This is a genomic window from Cupriavidus sp. HY129 (assembly GCF_059492215.1).
This window is the reverse complement of sequence record NZ_CP083255.1, coordinates 383,783-409,711: the sequence shown is the minus strand read 5'-3', so window position 1 is coordinate 409,711 and position 25,929 is coordinate 383,783. Positions and strand designations below refer to the sequence as shown.

Annotated in this window: 25 protein-coding genes and 1 pseudogene; 12 read left to right on the top strand and 14 right to left on the bottom strand. The window is 62.4% G+C overall.

Going from position 1 to position 25,929, the window contains the following annotated elements; translation table 11 throughout:
* Positions 1–462: 462 nt before the first annotated feature.
* Genes K6G35_RS18245 through K6G35_RS18235 form a run of 3 tightly spaced genes read left to right on the top strand, consistent with a single transcriptional unit; the run spans position 463 to position 3,559 of the window.
* Positions 463–1,665, top strand: a complete 1,203-nt coding sequence (locus K6G35_RS18245) for a class I SAM-dependent methyltransferase (RefSeq protein ID WP_495677147.1) — start codon at positions 463–465, stop codon at positions 1,663–1,665.
* A 23-nt stretch (positions 1,666–1,688) separates the two neighbouring features.
* The gene (locus K6G35_RS18240) at positions 1,689–2,465 is read left to right on the top strand and encodes a DUF1295 domain-containing protein (protein WP_413227153.1); all 777 of its coding nucleotides are present in this window, start codon (positions 1,689–1,691) and stop codon (positions 2,463–2,465) included.
* Entirely contained in the window at positions 2,462–3,559 is a 1,098-nt protein-coding gene (locus K6G35_RS18235; RefSeq protein WP_215242937.1) for an SAM-dependent methyltransferase, read from the top strand. Before K6G35_RS18240 ends, K6G35_RS18235 begins: the two co-directional genes overlap by 4 nt.
* An 18-nt stretch (positions 3,560–3,577) precedes the next feature.
* On the opposite strand, the gene K6G35_RS18230 is transcribed toward K6G35_RS18235, so the two are convergent.
* Positions 3,578–4,111 (bottom strand): DUF2878 domain-containing protein, encoded by a 534-nt coding sequence (locus tag K6G35_RS18230; protein WP_215242936.1) that lies wholly within the window; start codon positions 4,109–4,111, stop codon positions 3,578–3,580.
* Between the two features lie 69 nt (positions 4,112–4,180).
* Between K6G35_RS18230 and K6G35_RS18225 the strand changes: the two genes are divergently transcribed.
* Entirely contained in the window at positions 4,181–4,729 is a 549-nt protein-coding gene (locus K6G35_RS18225) for a lipocalin family protein (protein WP_328707028.1), read from the top strand.
* 55 nt (positions 4,730–4,784) lie between these two features.
* Complete coding sequence (locus K6G35_RS18220) at positions 4,785–5,291, top strand: chalcone isomerase family protein (RefSeq protein WP_215242934.1); 507 nt, start codon at positions 4,785–4,787, stop codon at positions 5,289–5,291.
* A gap of 85 nt (positions 5,292–5,376) precedes the next feature.
* On the opposite strand, the gene K6G35_RS18215 is transcribed toward K6G35_RS18220, so the two are convergent.
* The gene (locus K6G35_RS18215) at positions 5,377–6,231 is read right to left on the bottom strand and encodes a DUF1365 domain-containing protein (RefSeq protein ID WP_235697791.1); all 855 of its coding nucleotides are present in this window, start codon (positions 6,229–6,231) and stop codon (positions 5,377–5,379) included.
* A complete protein-coding gene (locus K6G35_RS18210) occupies positions 6,228–7,523 on the bottom strand; it encodes an NAD(P)/FAD-dependent oxidoreductase (protein WP_215242932.1) in 1,296 nt (431 codons plus the stop codon). The genes K6G35_RS18215 and K6G35_RS18210 overlap by 4 nt, the downstream gene beginning before the upstream one ends.
* A gap of 154 nt (positions 7,524–7,677) precedes the next feature.
* Here K6G35_RS18210 and K6G35_RS18205 point away from each other — a divergent pair, with 154 nt between their 5' ends.
* The 4 genes and pseudogenes from K6G35_RS18205 (at position 7,678) to K6G35_RS18190 (ending at position 10,104) form a co-directional block, all read left to right on the top strand.
* Positions 7,678–8,301 (top strand): TetR/AcrR family transcriptional regulator, encoded by a 624-nt coding sequence (locus tag K6G35_RS18205; protein ID WP_215242931.1) that lies wholly within the window; start codon positions 7,678–7,680, stop codon positions 8,299–8,301.
* A 94-nt stretch (positions 8,302–8,395) separates the two neighbouring features.
* Positions 8,396–8,875, top strand: a pseudogene (locus tag K6G35_RS18200) (deoxyribodipyrimidine photo-lyase).
* A 246-nt stretch (positions 8,876–9,121) separates the two neighbouring features.
* Positions 9,122–9,694, top strand: coding sequence for a ProQ/FinO family protein (locus tag K6G35_RS18195; protein WP_029700283.1), 573 nt, complete (start codon positions 9,122–9,124; stop codon positions 9,692–9,694).
* Between the two features lie 119 nt (positions 9,695–9,813).
* Positions 9,814–10,104 carry a DUF2471 family protein gene (locus tag K6G35_RS18190; protein ID WP_215242930.1) on the top strand — a complete coding sequence of 97 codons (291 nt, stop codon included), beginning with the start codon at positions 9,814–9,816 and terminating at the stop codon, positions 10,102–10,104.
* A gap of 70 nt (positions 10,105–10,174) precedes the next feature.
* On the opposite strand, the gene K6G35_RS18185 is transcribed toward K6G35_RS18190, so the two are convergent.
* Together K6G35_RS18185 and K6G35_RS18180 are read right to left on the bottom strand one after the other, a co-directional pair.
* Positions 10,175–10,561 (bottom strand): GNAT family N-acetyltransferase, encoded by a 387-nt coding sequence (locus K6G35_RS18185; RefSeq protein WP_235697790.1) that lies wholly within the window; start codon positions 10,559–10,561, stop codon positions 10,175–10,177.
* Between the two features lie 74 nt (positions 10,562–10,635).
* Complete coding sequence (locus tag K6G35_RS18180) at positions 10,636–10,887, bottom strand: hypothetical protein (protein ID WP_017512363.1); 252 nt, start codon at positions 10,885–10,887, stop codon at positions 10,636–10,638.
* A 184-nt stretch (positions 10,888–11,071) separates the two neighbouring features.
* On the opposite strand from K6G35_RS18180, the gene K6G35_RS18175 reads away from it, so the two are divergent.
* Both K6G35_RS18175 and K6G35_RS18170 read left to right on the top strand, forming a co-directional pair.
* A complete protein-coding gene (locus K6G35_RS18175) occupies positions 11,072–12,151 on the top strand; it encodes a type IV toxin-antitoxin system AbiEi family antitoxin (RefSeq protein WP_024570071.1) in 1,080 nt (359 codons plus the stop codon).
* On the top strand, positions 12,148–12,330 hold the full coding sequence (locus K6G35_RS18170) for a hypothetical protein (RefSeq protein WP_215243239.1): 183 nt from the start codon (positions 12,148–12,150) through the stop codon (positions 12,328–12,330). Before K6G35_RS18175 ends, K6G35_RS18170 begins: the two co-directional genes overlap by 4 nt.
* On the opposite strand, the gene K6G35_RS18165 is transcribed toward K6G35_RS18170, so the two are convergent.
* The 6 genes from K6G35_RS18165 to K6G35_RS18140 form a co-directional block, all read right to left on the bottom strand.
* A complete protein-coding gene (locus tag K6G35_RS18165) occupies positions 12,319–12,963 on the bottom strand; it encodes a trimeric intracellular cation channel family protein (RefSeq protein WP_024570072.1) in 645 nt (214 codons plus the stop codon). The genes K6G35_RS18170 and K6G35_RS18165 overlap by 12 nt on opposite strands.
* Before the next feature lie 26 nt (positions 12,964–12,989).
* Entirely contained in the window at positions 12,990–14,252 is a 1,263-nt protein-coding gene (locus tag K6G35_RS18160) for a M20 family metallopeptidase (protein WP_215242927.1), read from the bottom strand.
* A 40-nt stretch (positions 14,253–14,292) separates the two neighbouring features.
* Positions 14,293–15,759: an MFS transporter gene (locus K6G35_RS18155; RefSeq protein ID WP_215242926.1), complete on the bottom strand. Its 1,467-nt coding sequence runs from the start codon at positions 15,757–15,759 to the stop codon at positions 14,293–14,295.
* 776 nt (positions 15,760–16,535) lie between these two features.
* On the bottom strand, positions 16,536–17,696 hold the full coding sequence (locus K6G35_RS18150; RefSeq protein ID WP_215242925.1) for an IS30 family transposase: 1,161 nt from the start codon (positions 17,694–17,696) through the stop codon (positions 16,536–16,538).
* Between the two features lie 179 nt (positions 17,697–17,875).
* The gene (locus K6G35_RS18145; protein ID WP_215242924.1) at positions 17,876–18,922 is read right to left on the bottom strand and encodes a DUF1254 domain-containing protein; all 1,047 of its coding nucleotides are present in this window, start codon (positions 18,920–18,922) and stop codon (positions 17,876–17,878) included.
* A gap of 48 nt (positions 18,923–18,970) precedes the next feature.
* The gene (locus tag K6G35_RS18140; RefSeq protein ID WP_215242923.1) at positions 18,971–20,338 is read right to left on the bottom strand and encodes a DUF1214 domain-containing protein; all 1,368 of its coding nucleotides are present in this window, start codon (positions 20,336–20,338) and stop codon (positions 18,971–18,973) included.
* A 271-nt stretch (positions 20,339–20,609) separates the two neighbouring features.
* On the opposite strand from K6G35_RS18140, the gene K6G35_RS18135 reads away from it, so the two are divergent.
* Positions 20,610–20,978: a hypothetical protein gene (locus K6G35_RS18135; protein ID WP_215242922.1), complete on the top strand. Its 369-nt coding sequence runs from the start codon at positions 20,610–20,612 to the stop codon at positions 20,976–20,978.
* 1,434 nt (positions 20,979–22,412) lie between these two features.
* Here the strand turns inward: K6G35_RS18135 and K6G35_RS18130 are convergent.
* The 3 genes from K6G35_RS18130 to K6G35_RS18120 form a co-directional block, all read right to left on the bottom strand.
* Positions 22,413–22,916 carry a hypothetical protein gene (locus K6G35_RS18130; RefSeq protein ID WP_495676835.1) on the bottom strand — a complete coding sequence of 168 codons (504 nt, stop codon included), beginning with the start codon at positions 22,914–22,916 and terminating at the stop codon, positions 22,413–22,415.
* A complete protein-coding gene (locus K6G35_RS18125; protein ID WP_495676834.1) occupies positions 22,883–24,373 on the bottom strand; it encodes a hypothetical protein in 1,491 nt (496 codons plus the stop codon). Before K6G35_RS18125 ends, K6G35_RS18130 begins: the two co-directional genes overlap by 34 nt.
* A 230-nt stretch (positions 24,374–24,603) precedes the next feature.
* Positions 24,604–25,926: a DUF6765 family protein gene (locus tag K6G35_RS18120; RefSeq protein ID WP_215242919.1), complete on the bottom strand. Its 1,323-nt coding sequence runs from the start codon at positions 25,924–25,926 to the stop codon at positions 24,604–24,606.
* Between the last annotated feature and the right edge of the window lie 3 nt (positions 25,927–25,929).

Genomic DNA, 25,929 nt, shown 5'->3' with positions numbered 1-25,929 from the left:
GATAAATCTAATTATCTTGCGAAAACAGGGTATCGCAAGGGTTATCGGGACGCTACTCGGGCCTAGGGGCCGATCAGCAGTTCAGGAGGGGGGGCAAAGGACCAGTCAGCAAGTGACTGATTTGACTGGGGTATCAGGCGAGCGCGGCCCGGAAACCCGCACGGATGCTAGGGGTGGCTACCCCGTTAAATTGCACGGGAATCAAGGGGACCCGATCAGGACTCCAAGCGTGGACCAGCGCATCGTGTTTTTCCTTCGACGATCTGCTTTGGGTGTGCAAAAACTTGTTGGTAAATATTACTACTGTGTAGTAGCTTTACTTCCTGAGCGGTATTCAAACAATCTACGGACGATTCTTTGGCGCCGCAAAGGCTCTCTCGGGCCTCGGCCATATCATTGAAAGTGGACAAAAAAGCCCTCGAAACCCAGGCGCTCAATTGCGAACGACACCGACCTGAAGCCATGACACTGACCACTTCGCTTCCCTTGGACCTCCGTCAAGTGCCCTCGGCTGGGCGGTTGCTTTTGAACCTGTTGCGGCGCATCGTTGCTGGCAGCCTTGTGCTGGTGACCCCTCGCGGCGAGACCATTCGTCTCGGCGAGGCGGGCGCCGTGCCGAGCGCGGAGCTGCACATCCACGACTGGCGCGCCTGTGCCCGCATTCTGGCCAGCGGCGACATTGGGTTCGCCGAGTCGCTGCGCGACCGTTGGGTCGACTGCCATGACCTCACGAGTCTGCTGCGTCTGGCCATCATTAACGGCGCCGCGCTGGAGCGGGCCATTTTCGGCAACGGCCTAGCGCGCCTTTGGCTGCGCCTGCGTCATCTGCTGCGGCGCAACAGCCGGACCGGAAGCCGGCGAAACATTCAGGCGCATTACGACCTCGGCAATGCCTTCTACCGTCTCTGGCTGGACCCGGGCATGACCTATTCCAGTGCGCTGTTTGACGGGGACTTCAGCATGTCGCTGGATGCCGCCCAACATGCCAAGTACCGTCGCATTTGGGAGCGTGTGGGCGGGCGAGAAGGCATGCGTGTGCTGGAGATCGGCTGCGGCTGGGGCGGCTTTATGGAGCTGGCGGCCGGCGCTGGAGCTTCGGTGCACGGCATTACGCTTTCCGAGCAGCAATACGCGTATGCGCGAGAGCGCCTTGAGGTGTGGCCGCAGGCCGAGGTGGTACTGCGTGACTATCGGGACGTGTCCGGCCAGTATGACGCCATCGTCTCGATTGAGATGTTCGAGGCGGTCGGCGAGGCCTACTGGCCGGTCTATTTCGACACGCTGCGGCGTTGCCTGCGTCCCGGCGCGCGCGCGCTGGTGCAGTCGATCACCATCGAGGAGGCGCAGTTCGAGCGCTACCGGAGCGGCTCTGACTTCATCCAGCAGTTCATCTTCCCGGGAGGCATGTTGCCTAGCCGCGAACGATTCGCCGTCGCGGCGCAGCGTCACGGGCTGCGTGTCGCCGAGCGCCACGACTTCGGGCGCGACTACGCCGAGACGCTGCGCCGCTGGCGCGCCGCGTTCGAAGACACGAAGGAACAGGTGCTGGCACAGGGGTTCGACGAGGCCTTTCTGCGAATCTGGCGCCTCTACCTGTGCTACTGCGAAGCCGGCTTCAGCGAGGGACGCATCGGCGTGTCGCAATTCCTGTTGGAGCGGGGCTGATCATGGCGCTGGTAGATTTGCTGATGCTGGCGAGTGAATGGCTTGCCGTGGTCTTCCTCGGTGCCTGGCTGTGGCAGTTGCGCACCGGTAATGCTGGCATGGTCGATCCGCTCTGGGCCCTGTCGCTGGGAGCGCTCGCTCCGCTGTATGCCGCGCTGGCCGACGGCGCGCCGTCGGCCAGGCTGCTGGTTGGCATAGGTGGCGGCTTGTGGGGTGCCCGGCTCGGCCTGTACCTGTGGCGGCGCAACGCCGGTAAGCCGGAGGACGCCCGCTACCGCAAGCTGCGTGAGGACTGGGGTGACAGTACGCAGGGGAAGATGCTGGGGCTGTTTCTTCTTCAGGGTGTCATTTCCCTGGCGCTATCTGTTGCGTTCCTCTTTCCGTGCCTGCGTGAGCAGTCGCCCGGGACAGTGGCTGTTCTTGCGTTTATCGCGATATGGCTGATTGCTGTCGTCGGTGAAAGTGTGGCTGACAGCCAACTGCGGCTCTTCGCGTCGCAGCCGGGAAACCGCGGCGAAGTGTGTCGAGTCGGCCTCTGGCACTTTTCGCGCCATCCCAATTACTTCTTCGAGTGCCTGCACTGGGTCGCCTATGTTCCTCTCGCGCTGGGCGTGCCGTGGGGGTGGCTGACAGCGCTGGCGCCTGTGCTGATGGCCGGGCTGCTCTGGTATGTGTCCGGCATTCCATTGCTGGAAGCACACCTGCTGGCAACCCGCCCAGGCTATGCAGACTACATGCGTACCACCAGCGTACTGATTCCCTGGCCACCGCGTCAGTCGTCTCAAGAGAGGAATACATGAGCATCTTGACTCCGACTTTGTCCCCGCGTGCTACGCCTGAATCCCGCGGGAGCCGGCTCATTGAGGCCTCAGAGCGGGGCTGGTTGCCTGACTGGCTGATCCGGCTTGGTATGCGCAAGCTCATGCGCCAGCGCCTGCTGGATGAAGGCCATGACGACGGTGAGTTCCGCTCTACGCGTGCGCGACGGCTGCTCGACGAGTTGCGACAGAGCCCGATTGCGGTAGCAACTGACGTGGCCAACCAGCAGCACTATGAGATGCCGCCAGATTTCTTTGCCGCGCATCTCGGGCCTCATCTCAAGTACTCGTGCTGCTTTTTTCCGACTGGTGTGGAATCGCTGCCTCAGGCTGAGGAGGCGATGTTCCACTGTTATGCGGAGCGTGCGAAGCTCGCTGATGGGCAAACCATCCTCGACTTGGGTTGCGGGTGGGGCTCACTATCGCTATGGATGGCCGAGCGCTACCCGCGGGCCACCATTGTCGCGTTGTCGAACTCGCGCGGGCAGCGCCAGTGGATTGAGGCTCGTGCGTCAGAGCTTGGTCTCACCAACTTGACTGTGCATACCGGCGACATTGCGAACTTCGACTTTGCCGACATGCCGCCGGGCGGGCGCTTTGATCGTGTCGTGTCGATCGAGATGTTCGAGCACATGAAGAGCTATGGCAGTCTTCTTGCAAAGGTGGCGGGCTGGATGAAGCCGCATGCCATGCTGTTCGTGCACATCTTCGCTCACCGCACACTGAGCTACCACTTTGAGGCGCGAGACCAAACCGACTGGATGAGTCGATATTTCTTCACTGGCGGCACCATGCCTTCGGAAGCGCTGCTATTGCATTTCCAGGACGATCTGCGCGTGGAGCGTCAGTGGTGGCTGAGCGGGGAGCACTATGCGCGCACCGCCGAGCACTGGCTGGCTCGTCTCGACGCGGCGCGTGGAGAGCTGATGCCGATCCTCGCACAGGCACACGGGGAGACCGAGGCGCCGCTCTGGTTTCAGCGCTGGCGAATGTTCTACATGGCAGTGGCGGAGTTGTTTGGCTATGGAGGTGGCAACGAGTGGGGAGTGTCTCACTACCGCTTCGTCAAGCGCTGAGCGGTTACTTCGGACGCCTCAGGGCGAGCGGGTGCCATCACAGCGGGCGGCGGCACGTACCAGCAGCGGCAACGCGAGTGCCCAGCCGGCGGCCAGCACGGCCAGGGCACGGAAGGGATTGGGAAAGACGGCCGCGCCCAGCGCGACACCGGCACGGAAAGACAGCGGCCCGGCCACGGCACCGAGCAGGGCAGCCAGCCATGGCCGGCTGCGTAACCAGGCAAAGAGGACGTTCAATTGCAACGCGAACAGTATCCACAAACTGACCAGCCACAGCGGTGCGCCGCCGGGCAGGGTGGTGCCGTACACGTAATGGACCAGGTCCATCCGCACAAGGGCTGTCTCCCACAGTGCGCCACCCAGCCCCACGCCGGCAAGCAGGCGCGCCTCGCGCCTGGGCTGTGGCACCTGCCAGAGGTGGAAGATCATTGCCGCGAGCGTGAAGACCGGGCCAAGCCAAGCCAGATCGTGTGCGGCGCCGAGCACCGCAGCAAGCCATCCGATTTGGCCAACTACGGCATAGACAAGAGCCCGCGGCAGTGTAGTGCGCATGCAAGATCCTGGTTAGCGCGCTGCGGCGTGGTCATACGATTGGGCGTAGCCGCGATGGTGTTGCCTTTCATGGCAGCCTGCAGCGCGCCGCCGCCCAATCCAAATCCGCGTGCAGAACTGCCACTGAAGACAGTCCCGGTTGACCTGCCGCGCTACATGGGCAAGTGGTACGTCATCGCCAACATCCCGTACTTCGGCGAGCGCGGCAACGTTGCCACGTACGCCGAGTGGGTGCTGCGCGACGACGGTCGTATCGACGATCACTATGTTTATCGGCCGGGCAATTTTGATGCCCCGTACAAGCGCATGACCTTCCTCGATACGCCGGTGCCGGGCTCCGGTGGTGGCGAATGGCGTGTGCGTCTGTTTTGGCCAATTACTGTTGCACAGCTCACTCTGTACGTGGACCCCGACTACCAGGTGACGCTGCTCGGTTACCCGGACAAGAGCCTGGGCTGGGTATTTTCGCGCCGGCCGGACATGGACAACGACACTTACCGGGCGCTGCTGCAGCGACTGGATGAGATGGGGTATGACACCTCGCGTTTCCGCCGCGTCCCGCAGTTCCCGGCGCAGCTAGGCCGGCAGGGCTTTCAGTCGCCTGGCGACAAGGATTGAGCGCGAGGCGGGTTGGTACTGGCGCGCGCGACGCAAGGCAAGGAAGGGGGCGGATATGCGGTGGATCGTCATCGGACTGGCTGCAATGTGGCTAAGTACGGCTTGGGGACGATGTGAGGATGGCCCCCCGCCGCTGCGCTTGCAGGGCCAGGGCCAGCTCTGCCTGCTGGGATTCTGCCTGTACGACGCTCAGCTTTGGACCGCTCGGCCCGGATTCAGCTATGACGCCCCCTTTGCGCTGGACATTGTCTACCGACGCAGCATTCCTCGTACGCGCATGATCGACACCGCGATCGACGAAATCCGACGCCTCAACGATCCGCCGCCGGAGGCCACGCTTGGGCGCTGGCGGACTGCCATGGCCCAGGCCTTCATCGATACGCATCCAGGTGATGCCATCTGCGGCGTCTACCTGCCAGGTCGAGGGGTGCGCTTCTACATCAACGGCAATGTCAGTGCGGAGATCGACGATCCGGCCTTTGCGCGAGCCTTCTTCGACATCTGGCTCTCTCCCTCCACGCGAGCGGGGGTTTTGCGAGAGCGCTTGCTTGGCGGAAATTGAAGAGACTGTCCGCATAATGGAGCCGTGGCTCAGATGACGACCAGCCATTGGTTAGAGTTGGTTGCTCCAGCCACGGCTGTAGTCCTCAGGTCGAGGTAGGTCCATTGAACGCGCCGTGTGGTGACGTATCTGCCTTTACTGCGACGTCACGAGAACTCTGAGTTGCTGTCGTGCTGGGCGCCGGCGGGCAACGCCCGTAAAAGGGCACATGACGAAGCCATAGCCGTAGCGCCTGCCAGTGGATGCGCACGACTACCGCAAGCGCCATCCAGGGCTGGCGGCTCAGAGCCCCCAGCACCGCGCCTCGAGCGAAGGGGAGTATCCGTCCGCCAATGGCTGTGCGGATCAGCGGACCGTCAGCGTCGTGGTAGGTGATGCCAACGAAGGCGGTGTCGGGGGTAGTGCGTACGCGAAACTCGTAGTGGCCTTCAACACGGCAAAAGGGCGAGACGTGAAGCACCTTGCGGCAGTGCAGGGTGGCGGCGGGAAGAATGGGGCCGCCGTCCGATGCTGCCATCAGGTAGGCATAACGCTCACCGAAGGTATTGTTGACCTCTGCGAGCAGGGCGCGCAGGTCGCCAGCGCGATCGTGACACAACCAGAAGCTGACTGGGTTGAAGGCGTATCCGAAGACGCGCGGGAAGGTCTGCAACCAGATTTCGCCGTCCGCATGCACGCCAGCCTCTCGCAAGCGGGCGCGCATCCACGGAGCCAGCTCGCTGCCGTCGCGCGGGCCATAGTCGCGCCGCCGCAGGCTCAGCAGGCGCCAGCGGTCGACACCGAACCACCAGCGCCGCAGGCGTGGGAGGGCGTCAAGGTTCAGGCGCAGGCAGAACACCGGGTAGACGAAACGATGGCGCACGGGGCGAAGGCGCTCGTGCATTACGTTGGCGCGCAGCAGTTGCGCATCGATCGGATCTGCGGCCGATGCACGGCTCATGGTTTGCCCCATGTCGGCAGAACATCGAAATCGGCCGCCACGCGTAGCGCCGAGCGCAGACCGTCCTCGTGGAAACCGTAGCCAGTCCAGGCGCCGGCGAACCAGGTGCGGCGTCTCCCCTGTAGCGCCGGCAACCGGGATTGCGCTGCAACAGCGGCCAGGTCGAGTAGTGGATGCTGGTAGACAAAGCGGCGCAGCTCGGTGCCCGGTGCGGGCGGCACGATCGGATTTAGTGTCACCACCACTGGCTGGCGAAAGGGTAAGCGCTGGAGGTGGTTGAGCAGGTAGCTGACGCAGACCGGCCGCTGTCCCGCCACGTCTATGCCGCCAACATAGTTCCAGGCGGACCAGGCGCGGCGCCGACGCGGTAGCAGCGAGGCGTCGGTGTGCAGCACGGCGACATTGGGCTGGTAGCGCACGGCACTAAGCACCTCGCGCTCAGCCGCGTCGGCGTCCTGGAGCAAGCCGGCGCTGATGGGGGCGTGAGTGGCGAGCACCAATGCATCGAAGCGCTCCATGCCCCCATCCGTGCAAACGTCGACGTGCTCCGCGTGACGCCGCACAGCCCGAACCGTCGTCTTCAGACGTACGTCATCTAGCATGGCGGAGATGCGTCGCACATACTCGCGCCCGCCGCCGGCCACTGTCTTCCATTGGGGCCGGCCGTTGACCTGCAGCAAGGCGTGGTTCAGGCAGAAGCGCAGGAAGGTGGCAGCCGGGAAGCGCAGGATGTCTGCCGGCGCGCTAGACCAGATGGCGGCCGCCATCGGGAGCAGATAATGCTGGCGGAACGGCTGGCCATAGTTGCCGGCGACCAACAGTTGCTCGACCGAGGAGCCACTGCACAGGCTGGACGCCAGGTGCTGCTCGGCAGCGCGGTTAAAGCGCAGGATGTCGCGCAGCATACCCAGAAAGCTGGGCGAGAAGGCGTTGCTTCGCTGGGCGAAGACGGTGTTTAGGTTGGTGCCTGCCCACTCTAGCCGTCCCTGATCGAGCGACACCGAGAAGGACATGTCCGTGGCGTGCGCCTGCACCCCTAATTCGGCAAAGAGCGCGATCAGATTGGGATAGGTGCGCTCGTTGAAGACCAGGAAGCCGGTGTCTACCGGATAGGTCTGGCCGTCCAGTGTCACGTCGACCGTGTTCGTGTGGCCACCCAGATAGTCTGCTGCCTCGAACAGCGTGACTTCGTGGCGGCGTGCCAGCAGGTAGGCGCTGGCAAGCCCGGCGATGCCCGCGCCCACCACTGCAATGCGCCGTCCGCGCGGATAAGTGCCTGGTGCGACACTCATTGCGAGTTCCTGACGCCGAATGCGATGCTGGCGCTCAACGGGCGGCACAAGCTGAGCGGGCATTTCACCATTTCCATCTTGATCTCGTCAGATTGAGCTAAGATAAGGCTACCGATTTGGAAGAAATAGTACTACATAGTAGCGAAATTTACTAATGAGTATTTTCAGCAAACTCAGCTTCAAGGACCAGGCTTTCAAGCTTCGCGAGGATGCTATCCTCGATGCTGCCACGCGCACGCTCGCGGCTAAGGGCTTCGAACTGATGACAATGGATGACGTGGCGGCCGAGGTTGGCATCTCCAAGCCCAGCCTCTACAAGCATTTCAAGTCCAAGGAAGACCTGGTAGGGGAGGTGATGGTCCGCCTGGTCGATGGCGCACTCGAGCAACTAGAGTCGCAGCCGAAGGACCTGACCCCCACGGGCCGGTTGCGCGCGCTGCTGGAGTGGGCGCTGCGCGTGCGCTTGGGCGGCGGGCTACCTTTCCTGCCGTCGACCAGCGCACAAGTGCGAACAATGCTCACGCGCAATCTGCGCTATGTGACACGTGTGCTCAAGCTCAACAAACAAATTGAGGGCTTGGTGGAGGAGGCGCGCCGCACCGGTGAATTGAATCCAGAGCTGCCGACCGATGTGATTCTCTTCAGCTACTACGCACGCAGTTGCGACCCGGCGGTTGAATACTTGCAGCTATACAGCAAGATGACGCCGGACGAAATCGTTGAAGCGATGCTCAAAGTCTGCTTCGACGGCTATCGCATGACCGCACCCCAAAGTTAGCATGCCGGCGTCTTCAGCGCTGTCCCTTCCGCCGATTGTCGTCTGGTTCCGTGACGACCAGCGTCTTGCCGACAATCCCGCGCTCGAACATGCCATCGCCACGGGCCACCCTGTCGCGTGCGTCTATGTCCATGACCCGGGGCCTCGGAACACTCGTCCACTCGGTGCCGCAGCGCGCTGGTGGCTACACGAGTCTCTGCTAGAGATCAACAAGTCGCTCACAACGCCGGGTGGGGAGTTAATCGTACTTCGCGGTCCCGAGCAGCAGGTGATCGAAGCGTTCGCGATAAGTATTGGTGCGACCAAGGTGTGCTGGAATCGCAGATACTCGGCAATGCAACGCGAAGTTGACACTGCGATCAAGTAGGGGCTGAAGACCCGTGGAATCTCGGTTTCAACCTTCAACGGGCACCTTCTTCGAGAGCCTTGGGCAGTGGCGACCCGAGAGGCTCGTCCATTTCAGATATTCAGCGCGTACTGGCGCGCTGCGCGACGCGACTACTTCCCTGAAGTGCCGCTGCCCTCGCCACAACGAATCAGATTTTTTACAGTGCCGGAGTGCGTGACGGGGTGATCGTACTTTCGGTGCATTTTCTGGCGATTTTCCCTAAAAAATCCATGTCTATCAATGGCTTATAAGGACACAGAGCGCACGAGATCCATTGCGCCGAAATGCTTTGCTGCAGGCGGGTGTGCGCTCTGTCAGCGCCATTTTTCGCAGGGAAAGTACGATCACCCCGGGAACGACGACCACTTACGGTTCGTGCCATGATTTTCTCCGTTACGCGTCTTAACGCCGCAGCTAACCAAGCATCAAGCGATGGGCTTTGAACAACTCGCCGCGCTGAAGGCGCAGCTGGCCAGCCGCGCGGCGGCCTCCCCGATTGCTTCGACCGCCCGCCCGTCCGGGGCGCCATCCACTGAACGGGCCGAAGACGCGTGCCATGCTGCGGCCGCCGCGCAGACGCTCGGATCGGCCGATGGGCACGCCAAGGCCATTCGGGGTGTCGCGCCAAGGGGGGCTACGACACCCGATCCAGCGCTGGGCGCGGCCATCGGCCGCCTGCAGAAGCGCTTTCCGTTGGCGTTTCCGCGTCACCCGGCACCCAAGGTGGCGCTGAAGGTTGGCATCCTCGCCGACCTGCAGGCGCACGCGCCGGCACTCGGTCTGACCGAGCCGGTACTGCGCGCGGCGCTCGGCGCCTGGTGCCAGGGGCAACGCTACTGGGCGAGCCTGCAGGCAGGCGTCGCGCGCGTGGATCTGGCCGGTGTCCCCACGGCCCAAGTCAGCGAGTCCGAGGCAAAATGGGCGCGCCAACAGGGGGGAAGGGCGCGCCGCGAGACGCGGAGGGCCTCACCGGCAACGCCGCCGTGCAACACGACGACCCCGTGAGGCGAAGCGGCGGCGCGCTTGGCGGGCGTGCCTGAGGGCGCATGGATGATCGCGGTGGGAGTTAGACGGGGCGCGTGCAAGAACTGTATAAATTCACAGCGTTCAGCCGAGGAGATCTCATGCAGGCTTTGTTCGCTGCCGAAGCGGCCATCCGCGAAGGCTTGCCGCCTATCATCCAGCGCCACCGGACCGTCGGCCGTCTGACTTGGCGGCTACTGCACCAAATCGAGGTCGGGATCTTTGCGGATTTGGCGGCGAGCGGCCGTCACTCCGCTCCGGTGCTTGGCATGCTCCGCTCAAGCGGGCTGATGCGGTATCCGCAGGATGAGTCCGTGGTCTCGCTGGCCGGCCACAGGGCCGTGCCGGTCGCGTTCAAGGCCATCCTAGACTTGTGGCCCCGGCTACACTGACACTCCCCGTATCGGCGTGGTCGATTCTCAACCGATGCCGCTTGCCGGCACGGTGCGGGGGAGGGGGGGCCTATCGCAGCGCGTAGCGCATGCACAGGGCGCCCTCCCGCGAGCACCGCTGAAAGGTGGATGAGGCACGCACCACGGCGGGTACCTGTTCCACCGGAAACAGCGAGAAGCCCCAGAGTGCGAAGTAGGCGGGGGCCGAGGACGACAGCAGGTAGGCGGCGCGCGTGTCGGCGCCACGTGCCCGGATCAGCAGGGCGGCGACCAGACGGGTGGCGACGTCCAAGTCGCGCCAGTCTGGGGTGACCGCCACGGCGCGCAGCAGGATGTCCGGGGCGTGCTGCGGCTCGGTCGCAGCGCAGCCGATCAGGCGCCCCGCGTGGAGCGCCACGTGGAAGTGCGCGATGCTGGCGGCGCCGTCGGCGCCCGGTGGGGACAACGGTGCGGACAAGCGGCGCGGTCCCTTGTGGGAGGCGGTTGGCGGGGCGCTGCCAAAAAATGGGCAAGTCACATTTCGGTGAGGGGCTACGCCGCTGGCGGCTGCCGCAACGCCACCCGGATCTGCCACGCCAGCACCTCGATCGAGCAGGTGGCCGGGGCAAACCGGAAGACACCATCCGCGCGGCGCTGCGCGAGACGCATCCAGCCGTCCGGGAAGACGGTGACGTGCAGCCAGTCGGTCAGCACGACAATGCCATTGACCCCAGCTTCGTCGATCGCGGCACGACAGGGGAGGCCCAGCGCCTCGAGTTGGCGCCGGACGGTGGCAGCGTGCACGGCGGAACTCCCTGGGCGGGTTGGGATATTCCATTGTGCGAGCACCGCCATCGGACTTCTGTGGGAGGCCGCACGCAGGCCACCATCATTTCACTCAAAATATGGCTTTTAGCGGGTGTTGAAAGGCGTAATTTTTGTGAAAATTTGTTTGGTAGATATTCATTGAATATGCTACTTTCAACGCATGTTGAAAAGTCTAATTCCAGTGAATGGCGATGACGGGCGGGCATGGTCCGCGCTGCGTGCGCTCTTGGAACAAGTTCCGATCATCGAGATTGGGGCCGTTCATGCGACTCCCGCGTCCGAAAATGCCCTGGACCTGACGGCGCACGTCCGCTGCGCGGGTCAAGCCTATCAGTTGGTGTGTGCAATCAAGTCGAATGGGCAGCCACGCTACGCGCGTATGGCGCTCCTGGAGCTGCGGGACTACGTCGGGAAAGGCGCTTACGATGCCGTACCCATCCTGATTGCGCCCTATCTGTCCCCCGCCGTCCGGCATATGTGCCGCGACAGCGGGGTGGGCTACCTCGATCTGTCGGGTAATGCCCGGATCGCGTTCGGCGGGGTATTCATTGAGCGTGAAATGCCTGATAAGCCGGCCGTAGAACAACGCGAACTCAAATCCCTGTTCAAGCCAAAGTCGGCCTTGGTGCTGCGCGCCATGTTGCGCGAGCCCACGCGGGCCTGGCGTGTGACGGAACTGGCCGATGCGACCGGCGTGAGCCTGGGCCATATCAGTAATGTACGAACAGGCCTGCTCGACCGCGAATGGGCACGCGTTGGTGAGCGGGGTCTCCAGCTATCGGCACCGGAGGCGTTGCTCGACGCGTGGAAGGCCGCCTACGCGGCCCCGGCCGGAGAAAGCCGGCGCTTCTACACGCCGCTGCACGGTAAAGCCTTCGAGGACGCTGCACGGAGTGCACTGAGTTTGCAGGGAAAATCGGCGCGCGCGGTCTTTGCCTCGTTTTCCGCAGCGAACTGGCTGGCGCCCTATGGACGGACCGGCACACAATACTTCTATGCTGACCGCCTCGGACTGGAACAGCTTCAGGCAGCCCTGCGCCTGGCTCCCGCCTCGAAAGGCGAAAATGTGGTGGTCTGGCTTCCGAAAGACGAAGGGCTGTTTGTCGATGCCATCGAGGTGGCGCCCGGCGCGATCTGTACGAGCCCGGTCCAGACCTACCTGGATCTCTCCCTCTCCGGGGAGCGGGGCGAGGAGGCCGCCGAGCACCTTCGCCGCGAACTACTCGATCTAGCCCAATGACACCTACTGAACCGCAATCTGCGACCGACTACGATGATCGCACCACGCAGGCCGTCAAGGCGGTCTTGGTGGAGATGGGCCAAATTCTTGGCAGCTATCGGGGCAAGTTCGCCGTCATCGGCGGTGCCGTCCCATGGTTGTTGCTTGCCAACGACGACATACGCTTATCACTTGTCTGATCCGCTCCCACTGCCATCATGCCCGCGAGAATGCGGCAGATTCCAGTTGTAGCGCAGGGAGAGGTAACGCAGCGCGAAGCACGCCATCAAGGCGGCCCAGGTCCGCCCACTGGACACCCATCCCAGGCGCTCGCCGGACACCTCGATGACGGCACCCGCCAGAGCCGCTGACGCATAGACCTCGCGTCGAAGAATCATCGGCACCCGATTGAGTAGCACGTCACGCGCCACGCCACCACCCACGGCGGTAACTACGCCGAGAATCACTGCCACCTCGGCGTTATGGCCAAAAATCAACGCCTTCTGCGCGCCGGTCACTGCAAACAATCCCAGTCCCAGAGAATCGAACAAGGTCACCGGGTGTGCAAGGCGCACGACCAGCGCGCGCGCAGCGAGCACCACCCATGACGCTGCCATTGCGACGGAGAGATAGCGCCAATCGGTTAGTCCGGCGGGCGGCACGGCGCCGATGCACAGGTCGCGCAGCACGCCTCCGCCGCAAGCGACCGCAAAGGCAATGACGATGACACCGAACCAGTCGAGGCCGCGGTCTCTGGCCGCGACCGCGCCGCTGAAGGCAAAGGCAAATGTGCCGGCCAGATCGAGAAACGTGAACAGACGGTGGTCATTCAGGCCGGCAAGGGCCAATTCGTGGACGTTCATACACTGGGACACAACCACGCGCTGGCGGCCGTCAGCATGGCCTCCAAGCCGGTCTCGAGCGTCGGATGGATCTGCGGCGCGAACTTCGGTGAGTGGTTGCTAGGGATTTTGTTGATGGTCCTCTCCTGTTTGGCCTTCGCGTACACCTCCGGGTTGGTACCACCGACGAACCAGAATACATAGGGCACGCCCCAAGTGCGACCGAAGATGCTGAAGTCTTCGCTGGCCGATGCCGGACCGGGTGCCTGCGACGCCTTCTCGCCAAACTGGTGGTCGAAGGCCTGCGCCACCTTTTGCGTGGCGGCCAGATCGTTCTCGGTCAACGGGTAGCTGTTGATCGTGGTGAACTCGGGCGGACGCTCGGCACCGGAGGCATCACACTCGGCGCAACAGATGCGGCGGATCGAATTAAGCATGTATTCGCGCGTGTCCTCACTGAAGGTGCGCATGTTCAGCTTGATGGTGGCGTCGTCGGGGATGATGTTCTCCTTGGTACCGGCCTGCAACGAGCCGATTGTGAGCACCGCCGGTTCGGTCGGCGCGATTTCCCTAGAGACAATGGTCTGCAGGCGCAACGTGGTCGCTGCTGCCATGATGACCGGATCGATCGAGGTTTGCGGTTGAGAGCCGTGCGAACCGCGCCCGAACAGCTTGATCTTCAGGCTATCTCCGGCAGACAGCGTAATGCCGGGACGGTAGCTAACGGTGCCGGCAGCGCCGACCATCACGTGCTGCCCGAGGATGATGTCGGGCTTCGGAAAGCGGCCTTCGCCCCATTCGCCCACCATAGAGGATGCGCCCTCGGCCGTTTCCTCACCGGGCTGGAACACGATCATCAGTGTGCCTGTCCAGGTGGTGCGATTTGCAGACAGGATACGCGCGGCTCCGATCATCCAGGTTACGTGCATGTCATGGCCGCATGAATGCGCGACGCCGACCTCTACGCCTTCATCGTCGCGCGCGGTCACAGTGCTGGCATACGGCAGTCCGGTGTCCTCTGCCATTGGTAGCGCATCCATGTCGGCGCGTAGCATCACGGTCGGGCCTGTGCCATTCTTCATCACGCAGACCACGCCAGTCACGCCGACGTTGCGCGTCACCTCGTAGCCCAGACCTTCCATGGCATCGGCGACGATCTTCGCGGTGCGAACTTCCTGCATCGACAACTCCGGGTGCTGGTGGATGTCCTTGTAGAACGCCTCGAGTTCGGCCACCAGGGCGGGACCGGCGCGGTCGAGGACTTCAGTGAGGGGATTCATGATGGCTCCAGAAGTTTCGAAGTGAAGTTGAACAGGAGGTTCAGGTTTGCACCTTCATCCCCTTGGGCACCGTGAGCACGATCGAGACCGTGGCCATCGCCACCATCAGGACGTTGAAGCCCAGCGCAACGATGGCGGCTTCGCGCACGGCCAGGTTGTCCTGGCGGCCGGCGAAGGTGATCACGCCGTCGAGCCAGTTCACGCTTTCGCTGTTAGCACTGAGCGCGGTGAATATGGCGGCGGAAATCGCCACGCCGAAGGCGGCGCCGAGCGAGGAGGCCATCTTGTAGATGCCCGAACCAGACCCGACTTGGGCAGCCGGCAGATTCGAGAGCGCCGCGTCGGTCGAGGGCGTCGCATAGAACGCCAGACCGACGCCGAACAGTGTGTAGCCGACGATCGCGAGGAGCTTGTAGTCCGACAGCAGCAGGTTGGCAGGCGACACCAGCAGGATGCCCAAGCCCGTGATCAGGCAGCCCCAGACCATCGGCTTGCGCGGGCCGAGGCGTTGCAGCAGTTTCTCGCCCACGCGGATGAACGCGATGATGGCAATCGCGTAGCCCAGCGTCAGGAAGCCGGCCTGCTGGGGGTCCATGTTTCCGCCGAGTTGCACCAGTTGCAGCGACACAATTAGCGTGCCTGCTGCTCCATTGACGAGGAAGTTGGAAATCGTCGCACCGGTGTAGGTCGCGTTCTTGAACAGGCTGAAGTCGAAGAACGCATTGGACACCTTGCTTTCGATGTGGAAAAACAGCAAGCCGAACACCACCGTTGCAGCCAGTAGCCCCAGGCCCGTCGCACTGGTCCAACCCAGCTTGTTGCCCTGCGTCACCAGCACCTGCAATGCCACCATGGCGACCATGAAAGCCAACACGCCAGACGCGTCGAACTTGTAGCCGCCCGTGGTTCTTACCTTGCTCTCCAGCGTGCCGCGCATCATCCACAGGCCGAGTACGCTAACTACGATGGCCGCCCAGAAGATCGAGCGCCAACCAAAGTTCTGCGACATCAGGCCACCGAAGAGTGAGCACAGGCCCGAACCACCCCAGGAACCGATCGACCACATGCTGATGGCCCGCTGGCGTCCAGCACCATCCCAATAGGCTTTCACCAATGCCAGACTGGCCGGCATGATGCACGCGGCCGACAGACCTTGCAGCGCCCGACCCGATAAGATGACTGGTGCAGCCAACGGGCCCTGTGGCGTTATTGCGACCAGCAGCGAACCGGCGATGCTCAGGTAGAAACCGATCCGAGTGACCTTCAGGCGGCCTACACGGTCGGCCAAGCCGCCCATCACCACGATAAAGATGCCCGAGAACAGCGAGGTGATAGCCACCGCGACGTTCATCACGCTCGGATCCAAGCCGATGTCGCGACTCATGTCCGGCGCAATATTGAGAGTGGTCTGGGCGAACAGCCAGAAGGCCACGACGCCCATGATGATGCCGAGAAGCAGCCGATCGTTGCCCTCGTACACCACCTCGGACTCAACATTGGCATCCATGCCGCTCACCATTGCGCCTGAAAACTTGGCCTATCCCGACGGCCGCATTATCGGGAGGATCAAATCGATCAACACCATGTTAGTGTATTGGCGATCAATATCCCTTCGTTCGCTGCAGTCTATCGGGGTGGCAGCCCCCAGTACTCATGCGGGTTTCCGGTCGACGCCCACAAAAACTTTGGCAAGATCAACAACTTGCTGACTGGGCCATTCACTGCATCCGCAGATGTGCTGATCGCGACACGGACATGGTAGCGGGGGAGCGGATCATAAGCCTCCAAGAAAGCTTAGCAACATTCATTGAGCCGGCGAATTTCATTACCCGCGTAGATATGGTGCTGTCATATCATCCGCTTTGACAGGGCTAGCGAGTTACGCAATCGCTCAGAAGAATGGCTAGCGAGAGCTGCACGCGATGCTTGATCGGAAGCAGGTTGCGGGAAGGACGAATGGAGAAACGAGGCGGCCGGTCGCCCCAGAAGGCCGCTCATCACTGAGCACTTGTTTAGACTATCCACTTGCATTCGGGAAAACCTCCCATTCGCGAGAGCGCCCTAGCGCAAATGGTAGGTGTTAGGTCGTCCGTCACTCTGCATGGTCCAGTCGGCCGATGACGGGACGGCGTTTCTCGACGATCGAACGACCGCTTGCAAAGTGGAGTTGCCATGTGAATGTCTCGACAGCGCATCGGACGAGAGTCTCACCATGGCCGGGAAGAGCCCGATCGAGTCGGCGGCCGACCTGTCGGCGACGACAGGCTGTAGCCGACTGTGGATTCAACCGGTCGATGCAACGGTCTGATGGAATCGTTCAGCGGGTGTATCGAAGTTTAGTGTTTTACGCGGACGTTCGTTGAGGCGCTGGGCTATGCCATTAAGCTTTGCTTGGGAATAGACAGAGAGATCAATCCCCTTGGGGAGGTACTGCCTCAAGAGGCCGTTTGTGTTTTCGTTGGACCCGCGTTGCCAGGGATTCTGTGGGTCACAGAAGTAGACCTTGATGTCGGTCGAGACGGTAAAGCGCTGGTGGTCCGCCAACTCCTTGCCACGGTCCCACGTCAGCGATTTGTACAGCTCCTGCGGCAGTTTTCCTGCATGCCGGATCAAGGCATTGACGACAGTCTCAGTGTCTTTGCCGGAGACCTTCAGGAGCATTAGGAAGCGCGTCTGACGCTCGACCAAGGTGACGATCTGACTGTTTGCACTGCCGAAGAGCAGGTCGCCTTCCCAGTGGCCAGGTATCGCGCGGTCTTCAACGTTTGCAGGTCGCTCGCTTATTGAAACGGCATCGCGGATTCTTCCGCGCTCGTCGGTCTTGGCCGAATAGTTGCGCGAGTGGCGCATGATCCGGCGCCGCCTCAGATGTTGAAGCAACTCCTTCTTCAGAGCGCCGCGGGCCTGCACGTAGAGGCTACGATAGATGGTCTCGTGTGACACCTGGTAGTCCTTGTTGACCGCGTAGACATGCTTGAGCCAACCTGCAATCTGCTCCGGGGACCACTGCTTCGTTAGTTTGGCTGCCACAACCTGAGCCAGCGTACGATTTCGGATGAGCTTACAGGTCTTCGGACGATGCGCTCGAACCCAGGCAAGTTCATCAGCTTGATTCGCGCGATAGCCCTGACTGCCCCCATTACGTCGTAGCTCCCGACTGATAGTAGATGGGGCGCGTCCGAGCCGGAATGCAATCGAGCGGATCGACAGCCCAGCCACGACGGAACGAGATATCTCCTCTCGTTCGGCGAGCGTCAGGGCTAGCCTGGAGCGGTGTCGGGGTGCTGGCTGGATGCCGCCGGACTCCGCCAGAATCCGTTGCACAGATGAATGGTACCGATCAAACAGTCGGGCGATCTGGTGAAGCGTGTCACCTTTCCGCCACCGCTCCCACATTAGTGCCTTCTGGGTCTCGGAGTAGTAGATCCGGCGCCTCTGTTTCATTTGCAACACCTCCACTGCTCATGCAGCGTCTAGTGTGTTGCATCGACCGGTTGAATCCACAACCCACTTGGGACACTCGTGGCGGCAGATAGCGCTCACTCAGTCGGACAGCGTCAATCGCCAAAGACGGCAGTCAGAGGCGACTCGATGGTCGGGGAAACTACGCAACGTCTCCGCAATCAGGGCGCAGGCCTCGGCGTAGGCAGCTTCCACGTTCCCTGCAGGATTTCCGCGTGCGGCAAGTAATAGCGCACCATGTAATTCCAGCCCGCCGGCGTCGGCAGGCAATTGATCGACGCGTTCGAGCAGCCGCCGAACTGGATCGACACCGAGCCGTCCGCCGCACGCTTCGCGGTCAGGCTGTTGATCGAGTACGCATTCAGCTCGTTGCGCTGGAAGCTGCCGGCCGCGTTGTAGACGCTGACCGACCAGAATGCGCCCACCGGAACGGTCGGCAAGTCTAGGCGGTAGGCCGTTTGCCCGTCGTTGCGCTCGGGCCATACCACCTGGTAGAAGGCGTCCTTTTCCGGAATCCCGCCCCACGCAATCGCGCTGCCGATCAGATTGCGCAGCGGGTCCACCTCGCCCGGCTTGCCGAACATGCCCTTGGAATCGTCAAGGGTGGTGCCGAGCGCGATCAGTGCGGTACGGATCTTGGTCTGGCTTTCCTTGTCCCAGGCCGGCACTTCAAAGCGGCCCGGCCCGCCGGGCTGGCTCACGGCGATGGCGTCCTGCAGAACCCACGCTTGCTTGACGTCCTCGGGCTTGCCTGGATCGATCAGCGTCCTGACGCCGACCATGACGTAGCGCGTGCCGACATCCTGCCGGCGCAAGGTGTAGCTGCCGGCCTGGTAGTGCACGCCTAACACATGTGCGGCCTCGTCCAGCACGGAGAGCGACATGAAGCGCCCTTTGGCGTCAGGCATGGTTACGGTGACAGGACCGGCATTGAGGTCGAAGACGGCCGTCGAATACAGCGTATCGCGGTTCGGACGGACGACGGTGGCCGTATCGATCGGCACCAGTTCGCGGAAATGCGCGAACTTGCCGAAGCCGCCGCGCTTTACCGTCAGCGCGAAATAGCGGTCGGATTCGGCGTGCGTGAAGTTGTCCACGGTTACTGTCACAGACGCCGCGGACTGAGGCGCGGGAGTGCCCTGCGCGCCGGCAGTCAGCACGGTGGCAAGCAGCGTAGCCGCTGCTGTTAAGGGGATGAGTTTCGGCATCGTCGGAGGCTCCGTGCAAGATTCAATGAAGGTCAGCGCAGACAAGGCTCAGGAAACGCGGATCACCGCGGGAGGCACGTAATTGCGAGCGGCTTCGGCATCCTTGGGTCCGTAGAAGCGCAGCATCAGCCGGTACTGATGTCCTGCGGGGGTCGGCAGCCAATTGCTGTCCGGCGCTTGGCCCGGCCGGACGGGCCCGAAGTACAAGGTCAGCGAGCCATCGGCGTTGTAGCGCAGCGGCGACTGATTGTTAAGCAGGAAGCGATGCTGCGGATTGGGCAGTACTTTGAAGTTCTTGCTGTCGATTGCAATCACCGACCAGAAATAGCGCGCTTCCCCGGCCGGCAGCCGGTCGCGTGGGAAGGTCAGCGAATAGGTCTTCCTGCTGTCTAGCGGGATGCCGGTTGCATCGACGGCCCCGCGGTAGTAGTTCGCTTCCGCCTGCGTGTTCACCCAGATGCCGCCATAGTTGAACAGCGTGCGCGTCAGGTAATCCTCGGCATAGCTGCCGGAGACGGCGGGACGTGTCCAGCCGTTTCGGGTGGTGGCCGGGCCGATGGTGCGGGCCGCGCGCGCAAAGTCCGCAAAGGCACGCTGGTGAATCACGCGGTCGACGCGCGCACGCTCGTCCGGATTGGCGATAGCGGCAGACAGCGTCAGCGCGTCCGCCTGCAAATGCGCCATGCCTGGATTGATGTCAGGGTCGCTGTCGAGTACGGCCCGCGCATTGTCGAAGGCTTCAACGCCCGGCAGCTTCTGCAGATCGAAGTCGGGAATTTTCGGAACGTCGGGCAAACGCGGTGTGCCGGTCGCGCGCAGCGTAAAGCGGTGTTGCAGCGCAGTCGCCTCCTTCCAGTCGGCGCCCAGCTCTACTCGCGCAAGGATGCGGGTGTAGCGCGCAGGCAGGTCCACTCGCCTCACACCCGGCGCCAGCGCGACATTCGCGCCCTGCAGGCAGAGCGCGAAGTCGCCGGCCGGCTGTTGCGGAAACGTCCTCTCGTTAATGTTGACCAGGGTTTCGCCCCAGCCGTTCAGCAACTGCACCGTGTAGTACCGACCCTGGATCGCCGGCACACTCAGGATGGTGCAGCTATGCTCGTCCGTGGCGACCCAAGCCTCGGAATACGCTACGTCGAGATTCGGGTTCGGCCAATCGACCTGGCCTGGCTCGCGGTGCGCGATCTCGTTCCACACCATTCCACCCGCGAAATCTAGGCGCTGCTGCCGGAGCACCAGCAGGCGGCCCAGCAGGTAGATATAGGCGTCACTGATCTGCTGGTCGGACACGTCCGCCTGCGCGACCGCAGCCGGCATGGCCGCAACGGATGGCGGGGGGGACTGACATGCGCCCAGCAGTAGCGGGGCGGCAGCCACTGCGGCGGTGGCTGCCAGGCATTTCAGGCGGGACACTGGCATAGCGCGGATTTTCCGGAAGTGATGTTGGACGGGCACCGGCAGTGACTTTGGCAAGCGCCGCAGGCGTCCAGCCATTAAGCGCCGATCCGCCTGCGCGTCGCCCCTCCCGCTTCGGGAGGGCGGGAAACTACCACTGATCCGGAGATCTCGCGAACGCTCCCATCCTTATACGGATGTTGTCAGATGTTGGAGCCAAAGCCAGCAAGCCGACCTTTCCTAGGCGCGCCCGCCGGGTTCGCATGGACATTTCCTTTAGAAGAGCCGCAGCTCGATGCAACTTGGACTGGCAGTTGACGTGGAGCAATTTGCGGGCTTGGTACCAGTGCCTGCACCGCTGATGATCGTTGGTATAGACGACGTGCGAGAGAAGATTGGCGAGATTCTTGGTGAGGCGGCCACGCCTGATGTGATGGAGCGGCTTTTCCCCTTGGCGCTGATGCTTCGGGCCAAGGCAGGTGCGATTAATCAGATCCTGCAGACGTGGCGACAGAAGGGCAGCCGCCAAGCGAGCGATCCAGGAACGGATGAAATCCGGAGCTTAGTGGCGGGCGGGATCCTGTCTGAAGATGAGGTGCCTGCACTATCTCTTGACGGGGGAGTCTTGCAGTTGCGTCCCGGGCGTTCGAGGTGCAGCGAATAGTCTCGCCCCGATGTTCGGGCCAGCCTCTGGACGGCATGTGGTTACACCAATCTTGCTGGTATCGCAGGAATCTGACGGTCCCAGAATCTCTAAGTCGCGGGGAAAGACCTCAAGAATGACCTTGGGGTAGAGATAGGCAGGGACCGCGCTCAGTTCGCCAGCCATATTGACCTGGAACACTTCGAAGAGTCGTGGATTGTGCTGCTCATCTTTGCCTGCGACGTAGTAGTAGCGGCGCCCATCCGCAACCATGGTGAAGCCGGTGTAAGGGCCTCCGATGCCGGGAATCGTCGGAAATGACCCGGCGCGCTGAAGCGCTAGGTCAATAAAGTTGGCCTCGTTATCGGCTGATTCTGTGGAGAGCCTCGTCATGCCGCATTTTCTGTATGGTGGGGTGTGTGAGGTTGCCACTTGCAGGGGCGAGTTTCATATTACACGCGCTTTGCGAAACGCTGCAGCCCAGACCGCCTCGGCCACGCGGCGCCAGCCAAATTCCTTGCCTGCGCATCTGGACCTCTGACGATTGCCAGATGCGCTGGAACGTCGCTGGGTCGAAGTCGGCACCTGTGAGGAGGCGTGTCTGGGAGGGTGTCTTGGCCAGGAGGACTTCGAGCTCGTGCCGCACCTCCTCGAACTGATTCCCGGCGGGCTCGCCTAAACCGTTCCCCCATCCGCGGAATCCCACGGCGTCCGTGCCGGCGGTGAGGCGATCAAGGGCTTCGAGTAAGCGTTGCGTTACCCGGAAGTCCGTCTTGCGCGTAGCAGCGTTGATCAACTGTCTGCTTTGTGCCGCCCATGCCCATGACTGCTTCTGGCCGATCCCTGCCTTTGGTCGGGCCTGGCAGGAACCAGCCCATCGGCCCCAGCTTGCTGGTGACAAATTCAGTTCGCAACCTGCAAACGCTTGGCCAGCAAGGTCTGGCGCAGGGTTGACAGATTTACTGTCGCAACCGTGACATACTTACTTCGGTCTACGTTGGTGCCCATTGCGGTCGCCAACCACATGGCGCACTACTTCATACTGCTGCCCACGACGCAGGGTATTCAGATGGCGAGATTGATCTGCGATCCGCTTGAGCGGGGAAGGAACCTGTTCGGTACGGGGGCGATGGCGTTGCCTGACGTGGCATCCGCTCCGAAGGCTGTCTGGCAAATTCAGGTTGGCCTGATACTCGTCGGGCACATTGTGAGCGTAGCGATCGCCCATGCTCGGAGGATAGTGGCGAACACCGCGAAGCCGCCGTCGTGGATGGCACTCAGTGACGATGGAATCAGTTCATCAGCGCGCCACCCCGGCAATCCGTCGACCATCGGTATCTCGGTCCAAAGATCGCCATCGGAAGATGGTGACTTTCCTCCTTTCCCACAGAGTGGGCCTGTTGCCGCATATGTATTGGACAACTGCAATTGGTCGCGCGCCTGGCGACCGGCTAGCTAACGCGGCAGGATCTCCATCACGGCAAGTTCGACATGACTGCCGCTCTCGCCATGCAAATGCAAGGGAAAGCGTCCGGTATGGATCGCCTTGAAATGCACCAATGCCTCGCCGTTTCTGGCAACGACCACGCTATCGGTGAGGCCGTGCAGCATCACGGTGCCCGTCTGTTCCGATAGCACTCGTATCGTGATGTCGTCATTCTCTGTGATCTGAAAAACCGGCTGCTCCTGCTGTGCGCCGGGTGCCGCGATGCGCACAGTGAAGGTCTTGCCCGATGCGGCCGCATCCACGGCTGGCGCAACGGCCATGGAGGGTGGAATCGTTGCAGCAGCCCCGGCGTGTGGCATGGGCTTTGCCAGCCAATACCCCATGATGAGCAACGCGGCCACCGATGCGACCCACGTGAGCGAGCGCTTTGGAACTGACATCTTAATCTCCTGTGTTGATGGAAAAATGAAAAAGCCGCTCACCCCGATCCCATCGGCAGCGAGAGAATCCACAAGCCTCCGACGGTGAGCCCGACCATTAGCAGCAGCATCGGAATCTGGCTGGCCACCGCGCCGCGTTGGTCGGGAAAAACCCGCAGGGCTTCCATGTGGGCAATGAACACGCTGGCGATGTGCCCGGTCAGAATGAGCGCAACTTGGGAGTGCCAGATGACACTTGCGTCTAGAAGAACGGGCGGTGGCGCTATGCGTGCCGTCCCGAACAGGTTCCAGCCCCAGCCCAGCGGATCGGAAATCAGCTTGATGAACTGAATGCCCTGCGCGGGCAGCAAGGTGTAGTAGTGCGTGAGATGGTAGACAAAGGCGATGGGCAGCAGCGACTGCGCAAACAGTTGGCCCAGTTCCCTTGTGCTACGCGTGCTGCCCGATACGTGCCTGCTTAACGCGATGAAGCCGGCGTACAGGCCAAAATAGAGCAAGGGAGACAGCGCCAACATCAGCCATTGCCACCGGTAGTACAGGCGCGCCGCCACCGTATAGGGCTGCACGCTGGTTGCTGCCACCGCAGGCTCTATCCAGGGATACACACCGCGCCAGAACAATCGGCTCCACGGCTGGGTTTCGTGCGCGCCGTCGAACGCGGTGGACGCCAGCATGAACAGCACGAACAGCACCAGGCTGGTGTCTACCGGCTGCCGCTGCAGCAAGCCCGACAACGGCAGCCGCAGTCGACATTCCACGCCGCGTCTTGCACACGTCCGGTATTCCACCGGCGCCATCAATCCCACCAGACGAAAAAATAGCGAGAAAAGTTCGCCGTGCCGAAACCAGGCGTCAATGCCAAAGAGCCTGGAAAAATACAGCGTGAGCAGCGTGTAGCCAAGTAGATAGATCGACAACTGCAGCGGCGTGGTGTGCCCGAACAACTCCACCCAGATGAACACGAGGTACAACAGCAGCGCCGGATATGACGCGAGCATTGGTGGGTACGCGACGCGCCCACTGCGTGACAACAAGCCTGCGCGGTGCGCGCCTTCGCATAACGTCCGCCAAGGGTTGGCAAACGCAAAGATGTCGCCCACCAGGGCCGTGGCGTAGGTGAGACCCAGCACAAACACGATCCAGAACATCGTCATGTTGATATTTAGGAAAGGGTTGCTGGTGCCCACAAGGCCGCTGGTGACACACAGCACCAGCAACAACAGCGCGATGGCACGAAGCGTCGTCACCATCGTCTGCGGAACCGGCCTGACGCTGTGCTGCGAATCCACGGCGTGGATGGGCGCGAGTGCCGTACTCCGTTCGCCCGAGGCCGACGCAAAGAAGCCGACAATGACGAACGAAACCACCAGCGCCGCCGAGGCGCCGTAGGCATACATCCAGAACGGCACCGGCAACGTGTACGGCGCTGCAAACGCATGGGCATGGACGGCACTGGGTGCGACACAGGCCAGCGCAGAACACAATGCCTTCGCCCACGGCAATCTCGACACTGCTTGCAGCCGGTTCATGGCGACCCAACCGATGCCGATAGGGGCCTATGCATTGCAGAGGGTGCGGCTGTGGGACCGGTGCCGTTGGTGTGACAGATTTCGCGCGCCATTATCACGCCGATACCCACCGGACTCAGCGGTTGATATTGAGTGGTGTCTCCTATGGCACACACAAGGCTCAGGACAGGAACAGCGGCCAGCTTCGAAAAGCGCAAGCACTCAAGAACACAAATCGTTGGCATGATTCGCTAGTGGCTGACGATGGAAGCAAGATCAATGGCGTGCCACTGGCCGTCGGCATGCTCGGCAATCACACCCAGTTCGTCATAGGGCGCGTGCCGCAGTTTGACAATCGCGATCATCCTCTCCTTGCCCTGTTCCGACTGCGGCAGCGTATGGATGATGTAGGGCAGCAGCGGTGTGGCCTTCGGGCTGTCCTCCAGAAGCGGGGAAAACGCGTCGGCCAGCTTCGCGTAGGTCACGTACGCGCCCGGCTTGCGCGCGAGCCTGTCTACCTGCTGTAACTGCGCCGAAGTCAGCGTGCCCGGCGCATGGGCGAGAACAGCCGCGGCGCCGTGGTCTTCCAGACGCCACAACTTGAGCCGCGCGGCGAGATCCCGCTGTGCGGGGGGGGCGGCTCTTCCGAGCGCGCTTGCCGGCTGGGTCGACATCAGCCATCGTGCAAAGAAGCTGTCAAAGAAATCCTTGGCGTCCTGTTTGACGGTGTACTGGGTTGTGGTGTCGCTGCGCAGCACAGGCAACGCGCGCGGCAGCGCCAGCGGCCCCTGGCTGACAAAGCCCGCGCCATCTGGCAGCGATGTGCCCTGCAGGAAAGCCACCTGATTCACGCCATTGGCGACAAACCATCGGCGCTGTCCGGCCTTGGTGCCAGCCAACAGGAAGCCGTCGAGCTGCCGGCGTACCTCAGGCCAGGCTTTGGCAGCGCGCGCGCCCTCGGCCAGCGGCGGATAGGCGATGAGGTGTTGATAGGTGGCAGCGGCCATCGCCACGGTGTCTTCTGGCCACTGGCTGGCCACGTCGGCCTTGTGGCGGCTCCAGCCGCCGCGTGTCTCAGGTGTGGCCCAGGCCAGTGCTGCGTCGCACTGCACCGCTGGCGTCTGGAGAATGGGCTTACCCGGCACGCCTTGATGGGCCCAACTGTCTTGCAGCAGGTGTAGCGCCTCGCCCAGTTTCAGCAGATGCGAATCGGCCATCCTCTTGGCGGCGCGCATCACGGAATCGAGCTTGCGGCGGGCAGCGTCGCTGTTGGCAACGATCTCGCGCCGCTCCGGAGCGGCCGGCACGGGCACGGCCGACGCGAAGTGGTAAGACTGCGCGGCCCTGGCCATGGCGGGAGAACGGGACACGCAAGCATACTCCAGCATGGGCAACATGGAATCCATGAGGCCAGAATCTGCTTGCTGGTTGCCTCGTGCGATAGATTCCGCCTGCTGCGCCGAGTAACCCGCCTGAAGCGCAAGCCACTGCGTCAACCCGTAATGCACATCGGCCTCAAACGCGGGGGACGACGCGGGCGTCAACAAAAGGATCGTCATGACGGTGGACGCCATGCG